The 24,818-nt window shown below is 26.5% G+C and carries 31 protein-coding genes; 27 read left to right on the top strand and 4 right to left on the bottom strand.

Translation table 4 applies throughout. The annotated features are described in order from the left end of the window. Positions 1-44 precede the first annotated feature (44 nt). The 24 genes from QPK10_RS03530 (at position 45) to QPK10_RS03415 (ending at position 15,888) form a co-directional block, all read left to right on the top strand. Positions 45-347, top strand: a complete 303-nt coding sequence (locus tag QPK10_RS03530) for a hypothetical protein (protein WP_368486648.1) — start codon at positions 45-47, stop codon at positions 345-347. Between the two features lie 39 nt (positions 348-386). Next, entirely contained in the window at positions 387-533 is a 147-nt protein-coding gene (locus QPK10_RS03525; RefSeq protein ID WP_368486647.1) for a hypothetical protein, read from the top strand. Between the two features lie 9 nt (positions 534-542). Beyond that, entirely contained in the window at positions 543-1,277 is a 735-nt protein-coding gene (locus QPK10_RS03520) for a hypothetical protein (protein WP_368486646.1), read from the top strand. 6 nt (positions 1,278-1,283) lie between these two features. After that, a complete protein-coding gene (locus QPK10_RS03515; RefSeq protein WP_368486645.1) occupies positions 1,284-1,562 on the top strand; it encodes a hypothetical protein in 279 nt (92 codons plus the stop codon). A 181-nt stretch (positions 1,563-1,743) separates the two neighbouring features. Beyond that, positions 1,744-2,769 carry a DNA primase gene (gene dnaG, locus QPK10_RS03510; protein ID WP_368486644.1) on the top strand — a complete coding sequence of 342 codons (1,026 nt, stop codon included), beginning with the start codon at positions 1,744-1,746 and terminating at the stop codon, positions 2,767-2,769. A 5-nt stretch (positions 2,770-2,774) separates the two neighbouring features. Beyond that, the gene (locus QPK10_RS03505) at positions 2,775-3,185 is read left to right on the top strand and encodes a hypothetical protein (RefSeq protein ID WP_368486643.1); all 411 of its coding nucleotides are present in this window, start codon (positions 2,775-2,777) and stop codon (positions 3,183-3,185) included. Positions 3,186-3,245: 60 nt separating this feature from the next. Continuing rightward, the gene (locus QPK10_RS03500) at positions 3,246-3,818 is read left to right on the top strand and encodes a hypothetical protein (RefSeq protein WP_368486642.1); all 573 of its coding nucleotides are present in this window, start codon (positions 3,246-3,248) and stop codon (positions 3,816-3,818) included. Between the two features lie 166 nt (positions 3,819-3,984). Further along, on the top strand, positions 3,985-4,482 hold the full coding sequence (locus QPK10_RS03495) for a hypothetical protein (protein ID WP_368486641.1): 498 nt from the start codon (positions 3,985-3,987) through the stop codon (positions 4,480-4,482). A 76-nt stretch (positions 4,483-4,558) separates the two neighbouring features. Continuing rightward, positions 4,559-5,875, top strand: coding sequence for a relaxase MobL (mobL, locus tag QPK10_RS03490; RefSeq protein WP_368486640.1), 1,317 nt, complete (start codon positions 4,559-4,561; stop codon positions 5,873-5,875). 1 nt (position 5,876) lies between these two features. Next, the gene (locus QPK10_RS03485; RefSeq protein WP_368486639.1) at positions 5,877-6,101 is read left to right on the top strand and encodes a hypothetical protein; all 225 of its coding nucleotides are present in this window, start codon (positions 5,877-5,879) and stop codon (positions 6,099-6,101) included. 55 nt (positions 6,102-6,156) lie between these two features. Then, the gene (locus tag QPK10_RS03480) at positions 6,157-6,441 is read left to right on the top strand and encodes a hypothetical protein (RefSeq protein WP_368486638.1); all 285 of its coding nucleotides are present in this window, start codon (positions 6,157-6,159) and stop codon (positions 6,439-6,441) included. Further along, on the top strand, positions 6,434-6,718 hold the full coding sequence (locus QPK10_RS03475; RefSeq protein WP_368486637.1) for a hypothetical protein: 285 nt from the start codon (positions 6,434-6,436) through the stop codon (positions 6,716-6,718). Before QPK10_RS03480 ends, QPK10_RS03475 begins: the two co-directional genes overlap by 8 nt. 12 nt (positions 6,719-6,730) lie before the next feature. Next, positions 6,731-7,132 carry a hypothetical protein gene (locus QPK10_RS03470; RefSeq protein ID WP_368486636.1) on the top strand — a complete coding sequence of 134 codons (402 nt, stop codon included), beginning with the start codon at positions 6,731-6,733 and terminating at the stop codon, positions 7,130-7,132. A gap of 16 nt (positions 7,133-7,148) precedes the next feature. Further along, on the top strand, positions 7,149-7,502 hold the full coding sequence (locus tag QPK10_RS03465) for a hypothetical protein (RefSeq protein WP_368486635.1): 354 nt from the start codon (positions 7,149-7,151) through the stop codon (positions 7,500-7,502). 74 nt (positions 7,503-7,576) lie between these two features. After that, a complete protein-coding gene (locus tag QPK10_RS03460; RefSeq protein ID WP_368486634.1) occupies positions 7,577-7,897 on the top strand; it encodes a hypothetical protein in 321 nt (106 codons plus the stop codon). Positions 7,898-7,968: 71 nt separating this feature from the next. After that, positions 7,969-8,283: a hypothetical protein gene (locus tag QPK10_RS03455; RefSeq protein ID WP_368486633.1), complete on the top strand. Its 315-nt coding sequence runs from the start codon at positions 7,969-7,971 to the stop codon at positions 8,281-8,283. Between the two features lie 14 nt (positions 8,284-8,297). Further along, positions 8,298-9,992 (top strand): Mbov_0396 family ICE element transmembrane protein, encoded by a 1,695-nt coding sequence (locus QPK10_RS03450; RefSeq protein ID WP_368486632.1) that lies wholly within the window; start codon positions 8,298-8,300, stop codon positions 9,990-9,992. A 65-nt stretch (positions 9,993-10,057) separates the two neighbouring features. Continuing rightward, a complete protein-coding gene (locus tag QPK10_RS03445) occupies positions 10,058-10,438 on the top strand; it encodes a hypothetical protein (RefSeq protein WP_368486631.1) in 381 nt (126 codons plus the stop codon). A gap of 8 nt (positions 10,439-10,446) precedes the next feature. Beyond that, positions 10,447-11,079: a hypothetical protein gene (locus QPK10_RS03440; protein WP_368486630.1), complete on the top strand. Its 633-nt coding sequence runs from the start codon at positions 10,447-10,449 to the stop codon at positions 11,077-11,079. A 125-nt stretch (positions 11,080-11,204) separates the two neighbouring features. Next, positions 11,205-11,411: a hypothetical protein gene (locus QPK10_RS03435; protein ID WP_368486629.1), complete on the top strand. Its 207-nt coding sequence runs from the start codon at positions 11,205-11,207 to the stop codon at positions 11,409-11,411. Between the two features lie 87 nt (positions 11,412-11,498). Next, the gene (locus QPK10_RS03430) at positions 11,499-12,674 is read left to right on the top strand and encodes a hypothetical protein (protein ID WP_368486628.1); all 1,176 of its coding nucleotides are present in this window, start codon (positions 11,499-11,501) and stop codon (positions 12,672-12,674) included. 336 nt (positions 12,675-13,010) lie between these two features. Beyond that, positions 13,011-13,142 carry a hypothetical protein gene (locus tag QPK10_RS03425; protein ID WP_368486627.1) on the top strand — a complete coding sequence of 44 codons (132 nt, stop codon included), beginning with the start codon at positions 13,011-13,013 and terminating at the stop codon, positions 13,140-13,142. Positions 13,143-13,409: 267 nt separating this feature from the next. Next, positions 13,410-14,489 carry an alpha/beta hydrolase gene (locus QPK10_RS03420; protein WP_368486626.1) on the top strand — a complete coding sequence of 360 codons (1,080 nt, stop codon included), beginning with the start codon at positions 13,410-13,412 and terminating at the stop codon, positions 14,487-14,489. Further along, on the top strand, positions 14,467-15,888 hold the full coding sequence (locus QPK10_RS03415) for an amino acid permease (protein WP_368486625.1): 1,422 nt from the start codon (positions 14,467-14,469) through the stop codon (positions 15,886-15,888). The genes QPK10_RS03420 and QPK10_RS03415 overlap by 23 nt, the downstream gene beginning before the upstream one ends. 8 nt (positions 15,889-15,896) lie before the next feature. Here the strand turns inward: QPK10_RS03415 and QPK10_RS03410 are convergent, their stop codons facing one another. Further along, complete coding sequence (locus QPK10_RS03410) at positions 15,897-17,375, bottom strand: hypothetical protein (RefSeq protein WP_368486624.1); 1,479 nt, start codon at positions 17,373-17,375, stop codon at positions 15,897-15,899. A 299-nt stretch (positions 17,376-17,674) separates the two neighbouring features. On the opposite strand from QPK10_RS03410, the gene QPK10_RS03405 reads away from it, so the two are divergent. Both QPK10_RS03405 and QPK10_RS03400 read left to right on the top strand, forming a co-directional pair. Then, positions 17,675-18,058 (top strand): hypothetical protein, encoded by a 384-nt coding sequence (locus QPK10_RS03405; RefSeq protein ID WP_368486623.1) that lies wholly within the window; start codon positions 17,675-17,677, stop codon positions 18,056-18,058. Between the two features lie 226 nt (positions 18,059-18,284). Then, positions 18,285-18,947: a hypothetical protein gene (locus QPK10_RS03400; protein ID WP_368486622.1), complete on the top strand. Its 663-nt coding sequence runs from the start codon at positions 18,285-18,287 to the stop codon at positions 18,945-18,947. A gap of 132 nt (positions 18,948-19,079) precedes the next feature. Here QPK10_RS03400 and QPK10_RS03395 read toward each other — a convergent pair whose 3' ends face one another. From QPK10_RS03395 to QPK10_RS03385, 3 genes are all read right to left on the bottom strand, one after another. Then, positions 19,080-20,513: an ABC transporter permease gene (locus QPK10_RS03395; protein WP_368486621.1), complete on the bottom strand. Its 1,434-nt coding sequence runs from the start codon at positions 20,511-20,513 to the stop codon at positions 19,080-19,082. Then, the gene (locus QPK10_RS03390) at positions 20,503-21,255 is read right to left on the bottom strand and encodes an ABC transporter ATP-binding protein (RefSeq protein WP_368486620.1); all 753 of its coding nucleotides are present in this window, start codon (positions 21,253-21,255) and stop codon (positions 20,503-20,505) included. Before QPK10_RS03390 ends, QPK10_RS03395 begins: the two co-directional genes overlap by 11 nt. Before the next feature lie 92 nt (positions 21,256-21,347). Continuing rightward, a complete protein-coding gene (locus tag QPK10_RS03385) occupies positions 21,348-22,184 on the bottom strand; it encodes a hypothetical protein (protein ID WP_368486619.1) in 837 nt (278 codons plus the stop codon). Positions 22,185-22,531: 347 nt separating this feature from the next. Between QPK10_RS03385 and QPK10_RS03380 the strand changes: the two genes are divergently transcribed. Then, a complete protein-coding gene (locus QPK10_RS03380; RefSeq protein ID WP_368486618.1) occupies positions 22,532-24,811 on the top strand; it encodes a lipoprotein in 2,280 nt (759 codons plus the stop codon). Positions 24,812-24,818: the final 7 nt, after the last annotated feature.

The raw sequence follows: 24,818 nt of genomic DNA, 5'->3' as shown, positions 1-24,818 counted from the left end.
ACATAGTAAATATATCTATAAATTTATTGAATGGGAATTTAATTATGGTTAATATAACTCATACTTTAAAAAATGTGCCTTATGATATATGTGGAGTTCATGAATGTTTTAATAAAATGAAAGTTATATCACATTTAAATAAACCAGGGATAATTAGATGAACTTGTGAAGAACATAAATATTTACTAAATGAACCATTTAAAAATGATTATGTAAAAAATCGAATTTGTAATGATAAACCAGAAATTAATTTGAATACTTTTAAAAGAACTAGACACATTAATCAAACAACAAAAAGTCTTGAATATAATATGGTAAAAAACCTTAGATATAATGTGCAAAAATAAGTAATCCGGATAGGATAGCTATGCGAAAGGAGAGATAAAATGGAAAGCATATCAGTTATGATAGGTTTTACTAAACTAGAATTAGAACAATTAATAGAAGTTTGTTCAAAAAATAATTTAGATAGCTTATCAATAACATTTCAAACGATTTTAGAACAAGAATTTATAAGTGAAAATACTAGATAGGAGAAAAATATGCATAACATAGTATTAGAATCAAAATATGGAAATAAATCACAGAGTTCAAGCAATATATTGGATATAATCACAAATAGTAGTAATGTTGATAATAAGTATTTTAAAAATGAATATTTAGATAAATTACCTAAAAAAGAAAATTATAATGAATTATGTAAGTTGTTTACAATTAGTAATTTATTATATCAAGTTGAAAACGGAGGATTCAGTCAATATATTTGTAATGGTTATAATGAGGGGAAAAATCCTAAAACTAGTGGTGATGTTGAATTATTTAACTTTTCAGAAACATTAAAAATCTTAAGGAATGATGTTTTAATAGATTTTCTAGATAAAACGACTAATTTTAATGAACTAGCACAAGCAGATATTGTCAAAATTGTTAAAATTTTGGAGCAAATTGAACAAGATTGTGATATGCAAAATTTAGATATTAATGATAGTAATTTTTCTTACTATCAAGAAAATTGAGAATATGATAGTTGATTAGCTGATGAACCAGATAAAGATGATTATGATAATGAAGAAGATTATGAATATGATCATGAAAATTGATCATTAAGTGAACCAGAAGAAGAAATTCAGTTAGACTATAGCGAAGAAATATCAAATAGATACGACAAAGAATTTTACAACTATTCAAATGGATTACATTATTTATTAGAGTCATGATCAGAATATTTGGTTAAATCAAATAACATTGCATTAGAAAATGAAAAAATAGTGAGGTAAGTAATTATGTTTGATATTAAAAAATATATGAAAGAATGTCAAAAACAACATATTCAAATAATTATTTCAATTGAATTAGAAGAACCTGAAATGGATATGTATCGTGCTGAGATGCAATTTCGATATAAAGATGAACTAATTTCAGATACAATATATCTTGGCCATATTAGCACAAATATAGATATATTTGAGCAAATAAACGATGAAATAGATTATGAACCATTAATTTTAGTCGAAATCCAAAATAAAGTTAATAAAATATTGGAAGAAGAAATAGTGAGGTAAATAATTATGTTAGATATTAAAAAATGGATTCTAGAAAAATTTTAAACATTTTGACAGATCTATCTCAGAGATTTAAAAAAATATATTAAATAAATATCTTGATTTAATTAAAGCACATAATGATAAATATGTGCTTTTTCTTTTCTTTCGGATAGGATGCCTATGCGAAAGGAGAATAAAAATGGATATAGTTAAAATTATTGGCGAATATGTTAAACTTACTAAACGTGGAAGAAATTATATTGGAATTTGTCCGTTTCATTCAGATTCAAGACCGTCATTAACTGTTTCGCCAGCTAAAATGATATTCAAATGTTTTGTATGTGGTAAAGGTGGCAATACACCAAAATTTATTTCAGAACTAAAACATATGGCTTATCAAGATGCTTGTCAATTATTAAGTAAAAAATATGGTTATGATTCAACTTATAAATATAACGAACCAATAAAACAAAAAATACCAAATCAGCAACTAGAGCGGATGTATGAAATTAATTATTACGCAACTTTATTTTTTAAAAATCAGTTAAATCTTGAACGATTTAAAAATATAAAAGATTATTTATTAGAAGAAAGGAAATTAGATTCTTTGACAATAGAAAAGTTTAATCTTGGATTTGCAAGTTATAATAATGAATTAAAAGATTATTTGCAAAAACGTGGATATAAAATCAAAGAATTATATGAACTAGGACTTGTACGTAAAAATACAAATAATGAGTTTATTGATTTTTTTAAAGGAAGAATTATGTTTCCAATTATAAATGAATTTGACAAAGTTGTTGGTTTTAGTGGACGAGATCTAAAAAATAATAGTAATATTAAGTATTTAAATACACCTGAGACACCAATTTTTGAAAAATCTAAGATTTTATACAATATAAATAATATTAATGATTCAAAAGATGTTTATTTGGTTGAGGGTTATATGGATTCAATAGCGTTATCAAAATTGGGAAAACCTGCTGTTGCATTAATGGGGACAAATTTATCAAAACATAATGAAATATTAGTAACAAAGAAATTTGATAATATATACATTTTTTTAGATAATGATGAACCTGGAAAACAAGCAACTGAAAAAATTAAAAACCAATTAGCTAACTATGGAAAAAACGTTAAAACCATAATTTTGAATGATGCATATAAAGACATTGATGAATATATTAGAAATTCAAAACAAGATGGAGAAAGAGTTGTGAGATAAAAATAATGGATAAATTAGATAAATTTTTAAAAGTTAATATATTTTCAATTGCCAAAAGCTATTATCGGTTATTAGCAACTGATATTCAAATTCATCAAACAACTAAGGATTATTTAGATTCAGCAATTTTATTTTTAAAAAAACAATTAAATAATTTTCAAATTGAAAAAATTCCAGGAGATAAATTGTTTCAGTTCTATAAAAATTTAAAACAAGAGTCAGATGAAATAGTAACTCTATGTATTAAACTAAATTATATTTTATTTCTTCATAAAAGTAGAAGTTCAGTAATTAAAAAAATTATTAATTTGCAAAATGAGGATGATATTAATGAAAATAGTTATATTTTAAATGAGTCAGAAATTCTATCATTAAGTTTAGTAAAAAAATGCTGATATCAATTGGTTTTATTTTAGAGAAAGAATGTGCTTTTTCTTTTCTTTCGGATAGGATACTTATGCGAAAGGAGGGAAAAGATGACATTAAAAGAATATTTAGAAAATCAATATAAAATTGCTTGCAGTAATTCAAATAATAAAATAGTAACTGAGTTATCAGATATTGAACTAGGTGCAATATTAGACAATAAATTAGAAATTCGAGTAAACAAACAGACTAATGATATTAACTTAAAATCTGAAAATTTTAATACAGTTATTGATGAAAATGATGTTTTAGCAAATGAGTTTTGACTAAATAGAATTAATATTCATGAAACATTACAAAATGGTTCAATTATATATCGACCACCTTTATATCGTGGTTATGGAGTAGTTATTAATTATGAAAAGTTTGCGGATATTAATAATAAAGAATCAATTTACTATCCGCAAGATAAAAATAATCGTACAGTTCGATTATTGGTTAGAAATGATTATGACTACGAATTAGTTAAATTAGATAATCAAAAAGAGTATTTTGAAAATCCACCAAAACAAATTTCAGGAGAAGAATTGGCTAATAAATTACATTGAAAAATGAATATGGAACAACAACAATATCAACAATACAAAGCTAAGTTAAAAGAAAATGAAGAGCCTACTCGTTAGGCTCTTTTGCATAATATTTACATTATAAATAAAAAATCGCGGGTTTGGTTACCCCACGCAAGTTAACTAATACAAATGTATTAGGCCTGAATATTCAGATCATACTGTATCTAAACAATTTTATTATATATCAAATCATTTAATTTGCACATAGAAAGGAGATAAAATGACTAAATTATTTAAAAAACAAGGGTATATTTACTCACTTCATCGTTCCGATAATGAAGATCATGATCATGGTCGCCCAGCTATATTACTTAAATATTTGGGTAAAGAATCATTAATATGATATGGAACTACAAAATTACGTAATGATAGTGAACCAGTTTTTGTTAAGCAATTAAATAAACCAACTTATTTTTATGCAACAGGAATTAATAAAGTCAATTCAGATAAATTACAAAATGGATGAAATTTATCAAAGAATAAAAATTATAGGTTATCTTCTCAAGAATATAAAGAACTAATTGGAGTTTTTGCTAATATTAATAATATGGATAATCCTTATCTAGAAATTCAACAATTAAAACAAAAATTTATTGAGTTAGAAAATAAAGTGAATAATATTATTGTTACTCAAATAGAAAAAATTAACCAATTACTTTTAGAGAATAATGAATTAAAAAGAATAATTAATAATTTGCAAAATGAACCAGCTCGTTAAGAGTTGGTTTTTAATTTAAGTTATATGCATTTCACTCACTTTCGGATAGGATACCTATGCGAAAGGAGTAGAAGTTATGGAAAATAAAAAATATTATAAGCCTGTTATTGCTAGAAATTTTAGAATTGTCCAACCTGGCAATTCTCAGTTACGTAAGCATTACACTGGCGGAAATATTATTAAATATCTGGCCAGAAAATCAGCGACAGCAAATGAATTTTCTAAAAAGTTAGTTGAAGAATGTATTTTTATGGATGAAGAACGTAGTGCAATAAACTATATTGGTCGTGAATCGGCATCAACTGGTCTTTTTGGGTCAAAGGGATTATTTAATGATCAAGATTATGATAATTTAAGATATAATTTAGCGCAAACAGAAAGTTATATTTGAGATAATGTTTGATCTTTATCAACTGAATTTAATGATGATTACAAAGTTCATACGGTAGATCGTGCTATGGAAATAACTCAAGCAGTATTACCAAGTTTTTTTAAAAAGTATGGTTTAGACCCTGATAATATTGATTGATTCGCTGCATATCATACTAATACCGAACATGCTCATGTTCATTTTGTCTTTTTTGAAAAGAACCCTCGAACATGGAATGGGCAAGATCAGAAACATAATAAATTTTCAAATCCGTTTTCAAAAAAGATGTATGAAAACTTTGTTCCAGCATATGATTATTTAAAAGTTAAAATTGATAACTATATTCGTAATCATTTAAAAGATTTCTTTTGAAGAGAAAATAAACTAAAAAATGACTTAGTTTCAAGTACTAAAGAACAAAATGGTAAATCATTAGTGTGAAAAGAAGCACATAAAATTTATCAATCGAATGCAAACGAAGAATTAAGTAATAAATTACATAAATTAAAAAATATGTTACCAAAAACTGGGAATACTCGCTATGCGAGTTTACCAAGTTCAATTCGCTCTTTCATTAACGAAATTATTGATAACTTTGTTAGTGAAACAGATCTTAAAAATAGTTTTGATGAGTATAAGAAAGAATTATTTAATTTGGAAGCTGAATTAAAACAACGAGGACTAGATAATGATGTCAAAATTAATCTTGCTCATGACTTTGCAAACAAAAGATTGTATGACAAAAATGATGGAATTTACAATCGGATTGGTAACCAGGTTATTAAATTTATGAAAGCTCAAAATCAACATAATGAATTTAGCAAAAATAAAAAATCACAGTCATCATTGTTTACTAAACAAAATAACAAATGAATTAATGACTTTGATGTCAATAAAAAGAAAGAAAAATCATTTAGTGATTTATTTAATAAATTATATTGGGCAATCAAAAAACAAATTGGAAAAGATTTAAATAGTTCATTGAAATTATTCAATGATTTAGGAAAGGGGAAGGAAAGATAATATGGAAACAGTTTGTATGGCTTTATCTGGAATTATAACTATATCATTTTTAATAGCCAGCATTTCATTAATGAAATATTTAAAGTTTCGAAAATTAAAAAAGGTATTTGATGTTTTACCTAAAAAAGAAAGTAGAAAGTTAATAGTTTATAAAATCTCTTTAATTTTATTTTTAATAATATTTGTTATTTCTTTAATTTCGTTTATTCCATTAACTACATTATAATGATGTGCTTTTTATTTACTTTCGGATAGGATGCCTATACGAAAGGAGAAAGAAGATGAAAGTAAAAAAACTTGAAAATTTTATTAATAAAGCAATTAGGACAATTCTTATATTACTCCCATTTTTATTAATAAATCTATTAATTTTATTAATTTTGATATTTGCAAAACCATCTTTAGAAATTGGCTATGTCATAATTTTGATTGGTTTGCCATTAGGGATTTTAATTTCTTTAATAATTTACTTAATTCTAATTAATAAAGAATCTAATGAAAGTAGAAAAGCAAAATCTAATTCATCTTTAATAGAAATAGACAGAAAGGATAATTTAAATGAATAGAACTGAAAAGCAAACTAAAATGTTAGAAATTTTAAATATGATTCACATTATTGACTTAAAAAATGAACTTCGGCAATATGATGATACATTAGACCTCTGAATATCACCAACTAATAGTAATACGGTTCAAATAGTTACAACAAATGGTTTTATAAAAGAATATAATTTATCAGATTTTAATTCAATTGATGAAATTAAAAAATTAATCAAACAAGATGTACGAAAAGAATTGCTTGAAAAGAGAGATCTGACTAATGTAGCAGTCAGAACAAGATAGGAGTATAAAATTATGTCAAATAAATCATTGAAAAATGGTACGGGTATTGAAAAAACAAAAGAAGATGTTTTAAAGAGATGGAGTAAATACTTATTGATGAATGAAATAGATGGGTATGAAAATTACCATGAATATAAAATTAGTGAGCACAAAATTACTGATGAATTTACAATGCTTAATTTATTTGAAAATTATTATGGTTATGATCTTGAGTTTGCAATTTTTGATAAAAAAGACAACTTAATTTTTACAACTAACGATGAGAAAAAACTTTATTTTTTTGAAGAATATAAGTTAGATCCTAATATTCACAAAGACAAATTCGACAATTACATTAAGAAAATAGAAAATAGGTATGATTGTTTTGAAAATTTAGAAGAAGAGTTTAATGAACATATAGGTTTTACTAGATAGGAAAGGAAAAAATATTATGAGCAAAGAAAATAATTTATTTGATATCAGATTGGATTACCAAAAAGATTTAATTAGTAATTTTGAAATGTCTTTAGAAGATATTTTAAATAAATTAGATAATGATGATGAGTTTTATAATGATGTCAAAGAATATACAAGTGATTATTTTGTTGATTATGAAATATATAATTATCAATTATTTGAATTAGCTGGTCAATTATATCTTCAAGGATACAATATTTTAGAAAAAGCAATTGAGTGAAATGCAGATAATCCAATTATAGTAAATTCAGTATTAGAAGAATATGTATGAGATGATTTTGTAGTTGAACGTAATATTATTGCTAAAAAAGAAGAACCAGTTCGCTAAGAATTGGTTTTTATTTTTTGTGTGCTTTTTATTAACTTTCGGATAGGATGCTTATGCGAAAGGAGAATAATGATATGACAAAAATAGATGCAATTACAGAATTATTTCTACATGAAGTAGCACAAGATTGAAATAAATCCAATAAAGATAATTTACTACAACATGCAGATAATTATTTAGAAACAACAATTAAAAATTATTTAGAGCATACAAGTATTAATAGTTATTTGCTAAAGGAAATGGCACAACAAGGCTATATGCCATTAGAAAATATAGAGATTAGTAAAACTTCTGATAAAGAAATTATTAATTTAGTAACTGCTGATTTAAAAGAATTAATTTATAACAATTTAAAACAACAACATTTTAATGACTCTCAAGAACTTACACGGTAAGTTCTTTTATTATATTGTGTGCTTTTTATTAACTTTCGGATAGGATGCTTATGCGAAAGGAGAGAACAAATATGAGTAATTTAAACTTAATGTCTGGTACTGGATTTAACGGGCAAGGAGTTATGGACTCTGTGGCACCATGAGTTAATTTAGGATTATGACTACTTTTAGGGTTTTGTGGATTAGTTGCTGCTATTAAGACAGGTTTATGTATTTTTAAATGAATGATGGCTGCTGATGATCCAGAATTAAGAGCGCAGTTAAAATCATCAATATGATTACCTTTAGGATGTACTATTGGATTTTTTGCAGTCCCAACCATTGTAAATGCTGTTTTTGCAGCAATGGGATATAATCTCTCAATTTCATTTTCGCCAACAGGCTAGAAAGGAGTTAAAAAATGCAATTATTATCAATATGAGATGGAATTAGTAAAGCATTACTGGATTTAATGTGGCGAATCTTTTTACAAGGTCCGTTACAAATTATTAATATTTTTAATAAGATATTAAATTATTTATCAGGTGGAATTTTATCAGATATCATCTTTGGATCTTCTGATAACTTTGACTTTTCAAATTTACCAATTGCATTCTTTATTATTTTAATTATCGTAGGTTGTATTTGAGCACTGATTTTTGGTGTTCAGATGATTATCTTAATGTGCAAAGAAACTACTGAAATGAAAATTAAATTTTTAAAGGCATTTGTAGGATCATTCAAAGGAATTGTCTTTATTATTACAATTCCGATTATCTTCTTTGTTGCTAACTTTTTCGTTTCAAAACTTGCAGAGACAATTAGTGGTGCAATGGGAACTAGTGGATCTATTGCTGATGCGTTATATAAGGTTGGTTCACCAGACCAAACCATTAATGTTCCAACCGATTATGGACCACCAGGTAATATCTTAAAGTATAATTTAATTATTGAATTATTAACAGTTTGGTTTATGCTATTTGTTATTCTAATGACTGGAATGATTTTGGTTCAAAAGGTAGTAGAGTTAATGTTCTTGTTTATTATTGCACCTATTTTTGGTGTAATTACTGTTCTTGATGATGGTGCACGATTAAAACAATGAGGAGAATTTACAATTGGTAAATTTTTAGCAACATTATCAACTTTAATTGGTTGATATACATTTGTTGGTATTATGCAAAAATTAACAACCGTGATTTATTCAGGACAAACTTCGCTAGGAAATGATTGAATGGCACAAGGAGTATTATTGTTTATTACAATTGCCGGTGGTGGACTAGCATTAATTCATTTTTCAACTTTAATTGCAGCATTTATTGGAGAATCAGTTGGAATGCATGAATCAATGGCATCAATGAAATCAGTTGGAGCTGGTTTAGGGATTGGTGCAATGGCTGGGAAAATGACTATGAAAGCTTTAGGATTTTTATCAAAGAATAAAGGTAAAGCAGTTAATGGTGTAAAATCATATGCTGGAGCACCTGGCTTTGAAATGAATCAAATGAATATGTCTCAAGCAGTCAATGGTCCTGCAACAATGAGTTCAAATAATATGATGAGTGACTTAATGACAAATCAATCTCAAAAGACAAGTTTTGCGCAAAAAGTTAGAGGCGGAGAGTTTGGTAAATTAGCTCGACGTGGTGGACTTATGACAGCAGTAGGATTAGGAGCAGTTGGAATGACCGTTGGTTTATCAAGAGGAATTGCTAATTGAAAACAAGGTGGATTTAAAGGATTTGCTCGTGGTGTTGGTAGAGGTGTAGCAGCACCATTTAAAACAGTGGGTCGTGCATTTACAGGATGAAATCCACAACTAATTTCTTTATCAAAAGATGCTAGTGCAACAGCAAAACAAAGTAACTTAAAATTTATGCAAACTAAAGGAGATAAATTAGTTAAACAGCGAAATTCATTACTACAAAAAACAGATTCTATTACAAATGCAAATAGTAAACAATTTAGTAAAACTCATAAAAAAGTTGATAAATTAAATACCAAAATATCAAAACATAATGAATATGTGACTAAACGTAGTAATGTAGAATCAACTAGAAACACAAATAAAACAATTAAACAAGATTTAAAAGCAAATAAGGGTAAAAAGTTATAGTAAAACTATCCCCTTATTTTTTTAATTTGTTATAATTTAGTTATAAATAAAAGGAGTTGTTAAATATGGGTATTTTTAAATTTGTATTTGGAGAAGCACCACACAAACGTGCAGGTATGTCAAAAGAACAATATGATCAATATTGTGCAGCACAGAAAGCACATTATAAAGCAATTGAAGATAAAAAATTGACTGAATCAATCTTAGAATCAATTAGTATTTCTGGTTATAATTTCATTTGTAAAGTTTATGGTAAAGAAACAGTTGATGAAATTTGAGCAAAGCATACTGAAGTTTTATCTTCAGATGGAACAATTAACCCAGTTTTAGATAAACAAAATACAGTGCAAGATCAAAACAACTCTTTAAAAGAACTTGAACTTAAAAAACAAATTCTTGAGATGGAACTTAAATTACAAGAAATAAAATCACAAGAAAATAAATAATAATATGTATGGAAATTTTAAATAAATACTTTCAATTGACAGATATATCAGAATTAGAGCAATATAAGAATAATATTTTTATTTTATTTCGTAGTGATTATACAATTCCAGGTAGTTATGACAGTTTTAAAAGAGTTCCTAGAATAGTTGGTTATTGACCAAAAGAAAAAAATGTTGAATTATACAATCCAAAAACAAAAAGAATTGCAACTGGTGTTATACTTTCAAATAATGATGTAAAAGAAATTATGAAATTAAAATCATTTCAAAATAATTTTGAAAGCTATGATATTTGTTTATCAGCTTTTATAATAAATGATAGCGATAAAGAATATTTTAATGCTCAAATTGTTAAAGAAAGAATCAAAGAGTTAAAAAATAATAAACTGGCAAAAGAAAATGAAAGAAATTATGGAATTAAATTAATTTTAGATAAAAATAATAAATCAGTTCTAGAAATTAATCGTTTATGCCTGCTTTTATTAGATGAATTAGTTCATAAGATATTTTTTTCTTCAAGTGCTTCTAAAAATGGGTATTTTAAAATATATTCTTCAGTTCAAAAGTTATTAGTTCAAAATTTAATGTGAGTATTTTTTAATCATCCACGTTTGAAACACTTAATGATATTCTTAACTTAAAATATAGTAAATTAACAATTACATATCGTTATACTTTTAAACGTTATAATGATGAAATTATTAATAAAACTCTTGAAAAAACTATTAATTTAAATGAAATAATTGATAATGGTAAAATACAAATTTTGGATGCCTACGAAGAAAAAAATGGCGGTGCAGTTGTGTGAGGATATCATGAATGATGAGCAAAAATAGTTTTGTTAAAAGATCAAAAAACTAACCGTTATCACTTTGAAGTTTATACACAAGTACATAATTTTGATGATTATGCAAATGCTGAATTATCATCATTTTGCTGAGTTAAAAAAATTAATTTTATTAAAGATAGATAGTATTTAATTATTATATAATTAAGTTATACTTTCATTTTAAGTGAGGAAACATATATCCGAAAGATATTTTTATTTTTAACATCAATAATGTTAACTTTAAATCTAGGTATTACTATTATTGCTTGTAAGCACTCGCAAACAAAACAAGATTATATTAAAAATACTGATTTAGCTAATTTTAATTTAGATCCTAAGCGATTAAATTTTAGTAAATACGATGAATTAGAAAGGTTATATTCTAGTGAAAAGCATACTATTTTTGAACAATTAGTGGAACAAGGTTTTTGGTTTTGAATTGACCCTTATAATGAAATTAATTTAGATAATTATTATTCAACATATTATAATTTTGCAATTAATGATGAAATTATAAGTCCTTATGAAAAATGGGTCACCTTTGGAGATTATCTAAAAGATCAAGATACTTTTACGTTGTCCATAATTGGGGATCAAAAACATATTTTTGGTCAAAAAAAATTTCAAGTTAAAATGCAACCTTTTAATGTTGATCGCTTTGATTACAACCCAAGAGTTTCTTCAACACTATTTGGTAATTATGATCATGCTATTGTCCAAGAAAATTTTGATAAGCTTATATTTTATAAAAATTTATCTTATAAAACTTTAATTACTGGTTTTAGTACTAATTGAGAAAAAATATATTCACATTTTAAAGAAGATTTTCCATCAATTGATTGATTTTTACGCCTTAATTTTCATGGCATGCAAGAAAAAATTCCAGACATTCCCTTTAAATATGGGCAAGACTATTTATTAATAATAAATGATGAAGTAATAAAATATGATGATTTAGTAACACTATATGCTCGTAATCCCAGTGTTGGTAAAACATTAATTACTTTGGAAGGAGCTCCTAATTCGCAAGTATTTATAGGTAAATTTAGTTTTAAAAAAAATATCCCTGATGTTAGATTGAGTATTACTCATTGAGTTAATGAAACATTTGAACTTTTTTTAAAAAGTGGAGATAGTTTTCTTTGAGATTCAGTTTATTATGCTTTTCAAGGTGCTATTTATGGTATTTTTGCTAAATTTCAATTTAATCAAGATCATTCTTTTACCGAATTAATATATGGTTTTGATTATTATTATATTATTGATAATATTGCTTATAAAGATCCTAACATAAAAATGGATGAACTTTCTTTACCGTCAGGACAGCACACAATTAAAGTAGTCACTGGTTTAAATTCAACATTTATAAAAGGAGAAAGTAACGAATTTACTTTTACTTTAAAATAAATTAAATTTTTTCCACACAGAAAAAAATAGTTATCTTTAAATAAAGATAACTATTTTTTAATAAAAAAGTAATTTTAGTTAATAATAAATTAATAAAATATTTTTAATTTTTTTAAAAAAAATGATTAAAATTATTGCTTTTTCATCTTAATAGTATTACTATATTGGTAGGTAAATGTTAAATGTGATTGGAAGAGAACTATGGAAACGCAAATTTAACTGCTTAATTAAATATTTAAACTAGTAATGGATATATTGTTATATTGATTACATTTTTGTATTTAATTGAGGTCATATATTAATTTACCCGCCAATAAAAGAAAGGAGGGATTGATTATGAACAACAGTATGAACAACAACAAAGAAAACCAAAAAAGTAGTACACAAAGTCATACTTCTTCAAGTAATACTGGAAACTCAAGCCGTCAAAGCAGCAGTGAAAAATCACGTTCAAATAATTCAAAATAAAAACTGATTCTAAATAATTAAAAAACTAAGTTAATTTTAACATAAAAAATAGTTATCGTAACTATTTTTTATGTTAAAGTTGATTTTTTATTTAAAATTATTCATTGATTAATTAAAAAGTTTGCTTTAACTTATTTTATTAATCTTGTTTTACCAAAAAATATCATCAAATCACTGGGAAAATTAAGAAACTAGTTTTTTTAATTTTGTCTTTTCAAGTACCTATGCTAAATTAATTTTAGGAGTTAAATTAGTAAAGGAGAACAAATGCTAATTGTTAATAAAAATCCCTCTTCGAAAGTTTTAAAACAGGGATATCGTAAATTTTGCTACCACTGATGACACTTCATAATTTTAATATTTTTATTTCCACTAGCTTATTATTGATCAAAAAAATACTGTCGGTTATTTTTTAACTTTACCCAAGATTATCAACGAACAGGGAAACTACAAATCAACCAGCAGTTGGTTGAATTTAATAGTTTGGAACATTACCATGCTGATTTAGCGGTCAAAAAATTAACTAATTTTAGTTTTACACCCCAAGAAGAGCAACAAATTCAAGAATTAACCATTCTTAATCATAATGGTGATGAACTTAGTATGTTAATTTTAGAGAATCCAACTTCTAATAAATGAGTAATTGGTTTACATGGGTGATCCGAAAATAAGTATTTAGCGCTCCGACAAGTTTATTATTTTTATCAACAAGGTTATAATATTTTGACTTTTGATAGTGTTGCCCATGGTCTAAGCTATGGTCAATATAGCGCGATTGGTTATTTTAATGCCCACAATGTTGAAGATGTAACCCAATGACTAATGCAAAATTATCAGGTTGCCGAATTTGGGGTCATTGGTAATAGTATGGGCGCTAGTTGTGCTAGTTGGTATGCGCTTAACTATGGTTATCAGAATCCAAAGTTAAAATGAATAATCAGTGATTGTGGATTCAGTAACTTATTAGTTCAATTTCGTTATGTGATGACTTATCGTTACCAAAAGCCGTGGTGATTAATTAGTTGGGGTTTACGAAGAATCTTTAAACGTCAATTAGGAGTTGATATTAAAAAATATAACTTATTAAAAGAACAGCACCGAATTAAAAACATTCCCTTTTTATTATTCCATGGTGAACAAGATCTTTTTGTTCCGTTTTTTATGAGTCAAAAATTTATTAACCAAAAATTAAAATATGAAACTGCGCAACTTAGTGAATTAGTAGCTTTTCCGCTTCTTGACCATGTTGAAGCAATTAGCAAAGGACATGATCTTTACCTAGCAAAAATTAAAAAATTCTTAGAAAGTGAGCAAGAGTTAAAAAATGAAATTACAAAAGAAATATAATTTTTGACAAATTTTAATGTTGGCAATTTCCGCTACCTTAGGAACTTCGATATTAGTTTCGTTTGGTCAAGTTGGTTTCCAAGCCCAGTTTAATCCAATCTTAATGATTATTGCCTGAATTTTAGGGGGTTTATTAGTCATTCCGGAAATGCTATTATTTTCCGAAACTGCAACTTCCTATCCTGAAAATGGTACTTCTTATTATTGAATTAAAAGAGCTAAGTGAAATGCATGTTCGTTCTGGTTTGGTTGAATTATGGTGTTGTTTGTTAGCGCAACCGCCGTGGCAACTGCTTGTTTAGCATTTGGAAACATCATTATAAGTATTACTGGTTTACAAAATGAATGGTATGCCAAATTATTTGGGATTATTATTTTATTGTTACTATTATTAATGCAACTTTTTATTAAAAAAAGTACCGGCTGATCACAAATTGTGTTTACTATTTTAAAATTGTTACCAATTGGGTTACTACTTTTCATTGCGATAATTTATGGTAACACTGCTAGTTTTCAAAAAGATACTATTAATCAAAATCTTGGCCAAATTTATTTAGCATCCTTTTTATTATTACCAGCGACAGCGATGACAATGTTTGCCTATTCGGGAATGGAAGCCATTACTTATATTAGTGGGGAAGTTATTGAACCACGAAAAAATATTCCCCGCGCTTTAATTTGGTCAACAATTGCAATTATTATTTTATATGTAATCTTGGCAATTGGGTTATTAACTGTTAATAAACCCCTTAACTGGTTAGACCCCCACGGTAATATTACGAATGTGTGATACTATGCAATTATTAATAATCCAAAGATTCCAAATTTTCTTGGTTATCTATTTTCTGGATTAGCTACCTTAATTTTTATTGGGTCATTAAATTCTTTTTTAGTTTATCATTCCCGATTAATTTTTAAGATGAGTGAAGAAGGGGATTTGTTTAAATTTTTTCAAAAAACAACAGTTAAAACTAACATGCCGTATTTAGCAATGCTATTACTAACTAGTTTAACTATTATTTACATTTTGTGGTCATCACTATTTCAAGTTACAAACTATTTTATCTTAGCAGTCAGTGTTTTAAAAACATTAACAATGGGAGTAATCATTTATTTACGTTATCGTGATTCCTCTTATCAACGAATTTATTCTAACCTGGTCTTTATTATCTTAACTATTCTTTCCTTAATTGCTTGTTTAATAACATTTGTAGGCGCAGTGCTTGCAATGTATTATTATGGAAAAACTACCAAAAATATGTGAGAACTATGAAATTGTTTAATTACCATGGGAGTGATGTTTGCAGGCTATCCCCTATATTATTTAAAAAAATATGGACAATATTTAATTAAAACATGACAAGCAAAGAAAAAGATAACTAAAATTAAAGATTACTAAGCTAATAGCTAGCGTGAGGTTGAGAGACCAGGTTGGGGATCATTAACTAAACCATCTAACTTAATTTTCTTATTAGAGTTTTCTTGTTTTTTATTATTTATATTTCGCTTATTATTTTGGTTTTTTTGCTGTTCATCATCATTTGCTAGGACTTGTTGCAATATGTTAGTTAAGTTTGTGTCAATGCTATTATTTATACGTGCTTCCTTGAGAATTTTTATTTCTAAATATTTGTAAACACAAGCAAGATTTAATTGATCATAAGGACTTAAGAATGGATGGTAGCATAAAATATCTTTTAAATCATTTAAGGTTTGATATGTAGTTGGCAATTGTGCTTTCAAAAGAGTATTTAATTTTTCATTTTTAAGAAAGCTATCAAAATTTTGTGGATTTTTTATTATTAATTGGTTATTTTTAAAAATTTGAATTAAATCAGAAGTGTAAACAGAAACTGTTATTTCATCGTTCAATTTATTTTTTAATAATTCACAAATTTGATTAATTCCAATAAGAAAATTATTTGTTTCAAAGCAACAATACAGCATTATTTTTTCATCATCGGGATTAATAGATGCTTGCATTTGTGACAAAAAATTAGGATTATAATATTCTGCGACATTAAAATTAATATAATTAATAAAAATATTTGTTCAATCTTCAAAAAATTTTAAATGTTTATGATTAATTGTTTTCATAAAATCATCAGCATGGTTAATTAATTGACCTTGATATGTTTTAAATAAATCTATTTTATTAATAACGTCTTTATTTATATATGCGCTTTGAAACTGATTATTAAAATTAAAAGAACTTAATGTTTTTTCATAACGCTTTCAGAAAATAGTGTTAATAAACTTAAATACTATATATTCGGAAGAGGACGAATTATTTATATTTTTAAAATAATTTTCAAATTGAAGTTGAATACTAATAAGGAAATTATTTTTTACTTCTAACGGAGCGGAACTAGAAATAATTCTTGTCATTATTTCGTCAAGTTTCAAACTAAATTCATAAAATTTATCAAAAATAACAAAAAGATTCTGATAGTTATGAAAGATTTCTTCTTGTAATTCAGCCAATTTATTTGTTTGAAAGATGGGAGTTTGTTTTTTATTTTTTTGTATCTGATATTGTTTCAAGCTACTTTCAATAACCTTAATAGTTTTTTTCAATTTATCTCAAGTTTCTTGCTCAGTTGCTTTAATATCTTTTTCCATAGTTGTTGTTAAGCAAATCTGAAATTTTTTCATAATTTGTAAATAATGGTAGATTAATTGTTTAGGATTAATGTTAGAATCTTCTTTGATTAATCCGTGGACTTTATTAATTAAATTATATGTATAGGCGATAATAATATTAGCAAATTGATTAAAAAGTCAGAGTCAGAGTTCTTTATTATGTTCTTTATTTGGTGAGTTAAGAATTTCTTTTATTGTGTTAATTTTTTGATTAAAAAAAGCATTAATTTTTGATAAATTCATAAAAATCACGTTCCTTTATCATTATAGTTTTTCTAAATAAAAACCTGATTATTGTATTTTTAACAAATTAGTTAAAAATAAAATCAGGTATTATATATACTCTTAAATATCTAAATGGATCTTGAATAATTTCTTATCCACTTTAATTATAATAAGAATTCTTTATTAAAAATTAGAAAAGTAAACTTCTTTTAATACAAATAATTAGTTTATAATTACTAAAATTTTATTTTTTTTAAAAAAATATTTTCTTTTGCTCCAATTTTAATTTACAATTAATAATATAAGAGGAGTAAACCATGGAAACAAATAATAATATGGAACTAACCAAAGAAATGTTAGGTTTTAAAATGCTAGCATTAATTAATGAAATAATCTTATCCGGAGCGATTGTTAAAATGCGAGAAGATCCCCGCATTAAAGACGAGATTGTTAATTTTTATGAAAAATTAACTTTTGGTAGTTATAATGATAAATTATTTAAAACAACAATGACTATTATTTTATTATATTTACAAGAAAACAAAAAACATTTTTTAGCTGAACATAGTTCCGAGCAAAATCTATTATTAGATATTTCGTTCTTTCAAAATTTATTAATGAATAAAGAATATGAAACATTAACAATTCCCGAAGCTCAGAAGGTTATTAACTTATTAACAATAGCCAATACTTTCCAATAAAATTATTAGGGTTAATAAATTTAATTATTTAAACATCTTTCCTATTTGAGAATGTTAATGTCATTTGCAGATAACTATTTGGAAACTTGGTATAATATTATTGTCTAGCATATGATAAATATGTTAGGCAAAAATTAGAATGTATATAGAGTATTTAAAATACCATTAAATAAATAATTATTTGATGGTATTTTTTGCTTTTTTTATCTAGAAAGGAGCCAGTACAATGGGAAATGATGTCAATAAAGATTCCCTAGAGGATAACATTCTTGATGATGAAGATAATAGTCAATCATTTAAATGACTTTTTGGTGATTTAGATGATGATTTGGATGAAAATGAACCAGTTAGTTTTAATGAGTCATCACTAGCAGCTGCTATTCCACCTACTGAATTAGGAATTAATTTACCAACATTATATACTTTATCAAAAGATGAAACTGAAAAAGTTGTGTCCATAAAATTTGATAGTAAAAATTTGACCGCGTTTTTACAAAAATGTGATCCCGTTAATTTAAAGCCGTTAGATTCCAAAACAAAGGAATTAAAAACCAAATATGTCAAAGAATTAGATGATTATTTTAAAGATAATAATGAAAATATGGTCTTATCGTTGTATATTAAACTTCAACCTGAACAAGAATTAAAAAAAATTGGTGAAATTAATTTAGCGGAAAAAGAGAAATATGAAACAATTGGGGATTTTATTTTACGGAAAACAGCTAAATTATTTCAGGCTTATAAAAATAGCATTGATAAAATTATGGATAAAAAAATCCAAAATGAAGCTCGCTTAACACAGAATCTTGCGCAACAACAGAAAATTAAGGCTTTACAAGAAAAACAATATCACCAAGAATTAGAAAACTCAGCAGGCCGTGGGCACTAATATAACCTAATAAATAAAAATAAATTATATAATCTATTTTGTTATTTTCGATAATTGAAAATAATTTAACTAATCAAAAGAACTAGGATAACCTAGTTCTTTTTTAGGATTAATAATTCTAACATTTTTAATTTATTTAATATCTCGTTTTTTAAAAACTAAATAACTGCCTAGTGTAAAGCTAACTCCAATCAAAATTCAAACAATATTGGAAAGGGCAAAGTTAATTAACGGTTTTGTTTTGTTTCAAGAGATTTGATAAACACCATTGCTATTTTTTTGATAAGTAAATTTATATAATAAACTTGGGAAACCTTGGATTTGGTTTAAATTATCTGTGATGCCACTAAATTCATGGTATCACAATGATCATTGTTTAAACGGATTTAAGTAACTGTTTAAAGTTAACACTAAGTTATACTGATTCATTGCTGTATTTAGTTGCTCATCACTTAAAATATTTTGATTTAACGGACTTTGCAAGAACATTACCTGTTGGTAGTTATTTAATAAGTTAATAATACTTGCTAACAAGCTAGCACTATTGTTTTTTTGGTTAGTATTTTTAATTTTGTAAGTAAATGAATTACCATAAGCAAAACTTAGTTTTACAAAATCTAGTTGGGCAGGGGAATTTTTTAAGGAATTATACAGCGGGGTTAAATCACTTTGACATCCAACTAATGAATTATCAAAATCAATTTCATTGTTAGGAGTGTAAACTATTGTTCCACAAACTCCTAGTAATTTTGGTAATTCAGTTTGATAGTAGTTGTCAAAATTACCTTGTTGTTCACCTTGTTCAATAATATTCATAATATAGGCGTTATTTTTATAATACTTTTCATACATTGCATAATTAAACTGTAAGTTCATATTTTGGTTAGCAACCACCTGGGTCGCAACCGCTGTACTTGATTGTAAAATCATGTCCATCATTGATAACGGGATGAATAGGGCAACTAAAATACCAACGATTGCTAAGATTGATTTTGCTGATCAAAAAAAGCTGATAAAAGTAAAGATGGCAATTAGGATAAAAGCAATAATTATCGTAGTTAAAACCATTGCTAACCATTTTAAAAAAGCAAATTTACTAGCTGGTAAATTATAAAGTTGATAATTAATAAAACCAAAAATTAACGGTAAGATTGTCATGATGATAATAAAATAAAATGTTATTAAATATAATGCTAACATTTTTTCCCTAAAAATTCGTCAACGCGAATATGGTTTTGAAACTAAGATTAGCATTGTCCCATCATCAATTTCATCCCGAAAGGTTTGGACGGTTTTAATAGCAGTAAATAATAGAATTAACCCGGTGCTGACTATAAATCAAATTCCATAGAAGTTACTAAAACCCAGGGTATTTACTCCGTTTGTTAATTTTGGCATTAGCATCATACTACAACTAATTGCAATACTGGCCGCTGCTCCTAAACTATAATAAACAATTGTTGAAATTGATTTGATTAATTTGTTATAGGTATAAAAGAAAAATGGAATTCGACATTTTTTCTCATTTATTTTTTGCTTATGAGGCTGATAGTATTTAATTTCCATAGATACCTCCGACAACTGAATGATTTTGGTGATTACTAGTATTCTTTAACACATTTTCAGTATAAATCTTATTAAGATCGTGCCCATTTGTAGGTCCCGAAAAAACAATTTTACTAAAGTTTAGAATCGTTACTTCCTCAACTAAGTGCTGAATTTCCGAGAGGATATGGGTACAAATAACAATTGTTTTTCCCAACTGTTGTAGTTTTTTTAAATCAGCATAGACTTCTAAGCGCGCCGTTGGGTCTAAATTAGCAGTTGGTTCATCAAGAATTAATATTTGGGGATCATTTAGCAATGCTTGTGCTAATAAAACTTTTTTCTGCATACCCGATGAAAACTGCAAGGGTGATTTTTTTTGAAATTTTTGTAAATCTAATGCTGTTAAGATTTTTGTAATTAATTTTTTAGTGGCAATTTTACTATTGCCATTTAAATATGACATTGAAGTTAAATAAGTAGCTAATGATACCCCCTTGGGAAATCGTGCTGATTCAGGGATATATCCAATTAATTTTTTGGCTTGTGGATCAGTATTTACAAAACCATTAATACTAATTTTTCCGGCCGTGGGATTAATCGCCCCAATAATACTTTTAATTGTTGTGGTTTTCCCACTCCCATTGGGTCCAATAAAACCATGAATGGTACCACTTTTAACAGTAAATGAAATATCATCTACGGCAATAAATTTTTTAAATTTTTTGGTCAGGTGACTGACTTCGATTATATTTTGTCTCATTGATGAGCACCTCCTCGTGTTAATTGTATTAAACTGGCAATAAAAAAGTTGTTATTCCTTGTTATTCTTAAGGAATGACAACTTTTAATAATTTATTTCTTTTTTAGTTTTAAAATTTTTTGTTTAGCTAAATTATATTCATCCTGAGTTATTAAATTTTGTTCATATAATTCTTTATAATATATTAGTTTTTTGATTTTTCGTTCTGGGGTTTGATTTTTTACTGTTTTTAATTTTAACTTAGTTTTTACTCCCCAGTGATTTTCAATTCCTAAGAAAGTAATTAAAATGATTAATAACACTCCATCAAAACATCCTAAGAAGATACTAATTCCTAACATACTATATAAAAGGGCGCTAATATTTAAAGAATTAATTAGGGGAGATAAACCTAGAATAATAAATAGTATTATAATAGTAGAAAAAAATCATCAGAAAATAGTCCGCACTTTTTGGCTAAAATGAAGACCAGTAATAAGCGAAAGATAGTCAGAATCAGAAACATTAAATTCAGATAATTCGGCAATTTTAATAGTTAATTTTTTCAATTCTTCATTATCATTAATTGTATTAACAGTAGGGTTAATAAATTTTTCTTTTAAAATATTTTGTAAGTTACTAATACTAATTTTTTTATCGGGGTTTAATTTTCGAAGCAGATAATAATTAGAAGGAACTAGTTTATTAATTTCACTTTCTTTATTAATAATTAGAGTTGTGAAAGGATATTTAGCATAAATTAATAAATCCCCAGTTTGGGTTAGAAGTTCGGGATCAATTTTTCGGCAAAAGTCCCGCTGATAATTTGGTCAAATTTGATAAGAAGTTGTTGGGGCCTTCCCATCACAATTTGGACATTTAACAGCAAAATGTTCAAAGCGGTTAATCACAACCCCGCGGTTAATTTTCATTAAATCTTTTAATAGCATTTCATGTCCTCCCATAAAGTTTAATCTTAATAAAATTATTAAAATTTAATCTATTATTTCTAATTATTATACTATGAAATTAAATGTTTCCTCAGTAATGATAGGCAATTAATTTTGGAAACTTTTATAATATTATTTAATAATTATTGCTTTTTTTTTTTTTTTTTATTAAAATGATAAATGTCAATAAGATAAGATGAGAGAGAAATTTTAGGACAAATGTTATTTTGCTCAGGAAACAAAACAATTTTTATAATGTTTTAATTTTTTGATATTCTTAAATCATCATTTTTTTGATTGTTTTTTTAGTGGGTTATCATTTTTAAAGAATAAGGAGAATATTAAAAATGAAAAAATTACTATCAATTTTGGGAACAACAAGTTTAATTGCCACTTCAACTGTGAGTTTAGTTGCTTGTCATAGTAAGTTAACAACTAATTCGCAATATTTTGATTCGGAAGTTAATAATATTGACCCGGTTATTAGAAACCAGGTTAAGTATACTAGCAGTATTGCTAAAATGTTAATTGCGGCGCGCCATGAAAATATGAATACTTATGGCTTTCCAACAATCCAATATTTTTTAAATAATATGGCAAATAATTTACAGGGAACTTTTAAAACAAAAAATGGTCAAGAAGTAAAAGTTGGGGATTATATTAATGGATATAAACAATTAAATAATATTCTAATAAATCCGCGCTTGATTTTAGAAAATCAAGCTGAATGTCAACTACAAAATAATCCATATAATATTATGAATAATTTAGTTGAAATGTTTGATTTTAATAAGTGAAACAAATTACCATCAACAAAAGCGGATTTTGTCATGAATCCCAAATTAGGCTGAGCCGAATATGACACGGGGGCGTTCGCTAATACATTATCGCAAACTGCTCGTGGTGTTGTTGAATATGTTAAGAATACAGAAAGTTGATGAGATTATTATAATGATGCTCAATTTCCAGGCGTATCAAATATCATTTTGGATAGTTCAATCAGTTCACCACCAACTCCTAGTGAGTTATCTTATACTTCGACCTTAACTGATAGTAGAGTAACTTATGGTCATGCGATTGCTGGCCAAACATCAGCGCTTTATGATTTATTTGGAACTCAATATTTTAATTTAGCTTTAAGTCAATTAACTAATTTCGGTCCGGGGTTTGAATTATCAGCAATTTATGCGCTAACCCAAATTTTTCCGGTGGCAAAAACTAGTTATTCTGGCGAAAATGCGCTCGGATTTTTATTAGTAGCTCCTTTAGCAGTAATGCAATTGCAAATAGCAGGTGAGTGGTTTGATAAAACTAATAAAGTAAAAGATGACAGCCCGTTACTTCAAATTTTTAGCAGGGATACAATTGATAATTTACATATTAAATTCCAAGAAGATAACAGTTCCTTACAAGATCTTAATTTATATAGTATTATTAAAAAACCAAATGTTTTAGGTTATTTTCTTCCCGGATCGAGTGTTGCCAAAGAACAGTATTTAGACTTAACAAATCCTGATCATAAGAATGATTTTCTAAAATGGTATGCAATTTTGAACGCGTGATTGAAAGCAGCTATAGAAAAAGATAATGTGGTTGATTTTAATAAATTTAATACCATAATGTCCCTAGCTATTAAGCAAGGTTTAGAGAATTTTCAAAAAAGTCCGTATTTTAAAGTGGCACAATTATCAAGTGAATCAGCAGCATTAATCCGAACAGTTGGAGAAATGTTGATTAGCCCAGGGTTTGATTTGTTTAATTTTTTAAGGGGAATTGGTGGAATTGCGAATTGATTTTATACTTTGGAAGCAGATACCAACCGGTTTCATCTTAATCTTGACCATGTTGAACATATTACAAAGGTATATAATGATGGTCCAAAAATGGCTGATTTTAGTACAAATTTAAAGAATTTAGATCCGAAAAAAAATAAATATGCCCAATTTGTATTAGAAGAATTTGGGTTGTTACCTAACCAAACTACTTATCAAGAAGGTTCATTATTTGATATGATTAATACTTGAGCCCATGGTAAAAATAATGCTAATCCAGAGCAAGAAGCAATGCATAATTTTATTTTGAATGTATTAGATTTAAAAAATGGTTATTTAGGAAAACTATTTGAAAATATTAACCAAGCAATGGCAAGAGATTGGTTTGATAATATCTTTTTAGATGAAAAATGAAATATTTTAGCATCCGGAAGGGGAGTTGATGGTAGTCAATTAGGGAAAGTAATGAAAGATGGGCAACTGGTTGGAGTCCGTTACCAATTAGATTATTACGGTCCTAAAGATAGTTCAACTGATTTAAATCATCATACCAAACCGATCGGATATACCAATACTGTCACAGGTGCCCAGTGGGGAAAAGAACCGAGCGGGGAAGCTAATGTTCCTAATCTTGCGCCGGATGGTGAAAATTGAAGTCCAGAAGATTGAGCAGCTTATGATGGCAATGGGAATGCTTATTTACCACATAGTGAACAAGTTAAATATAGTTATGTGGTAGAGTTTGATAATGAAGCCCAATTATTAGTTAATTTTAAAGATATTTGAACCCAAAATCAAAATGCTTTTAAAATGATTGATTTTAATTGATTCTATGATAATAAACAATACTATTAGTTAATTT

Origin of the sequence: Spiroplasma sp. DGKH1, from assembly GCF_040940205.1 — a bacterium.
Lineage (GTDB): Bacteria > Bacillota_I > Bacilli_A > Mycoplasmatales > Mycoplasmataceae > Spiroplasma.
The sequence above is the reverse complement of the archived record's forward strand: the minus strand, read 5'-3'. Positions and strand labels throughout refer to the sequence as shown.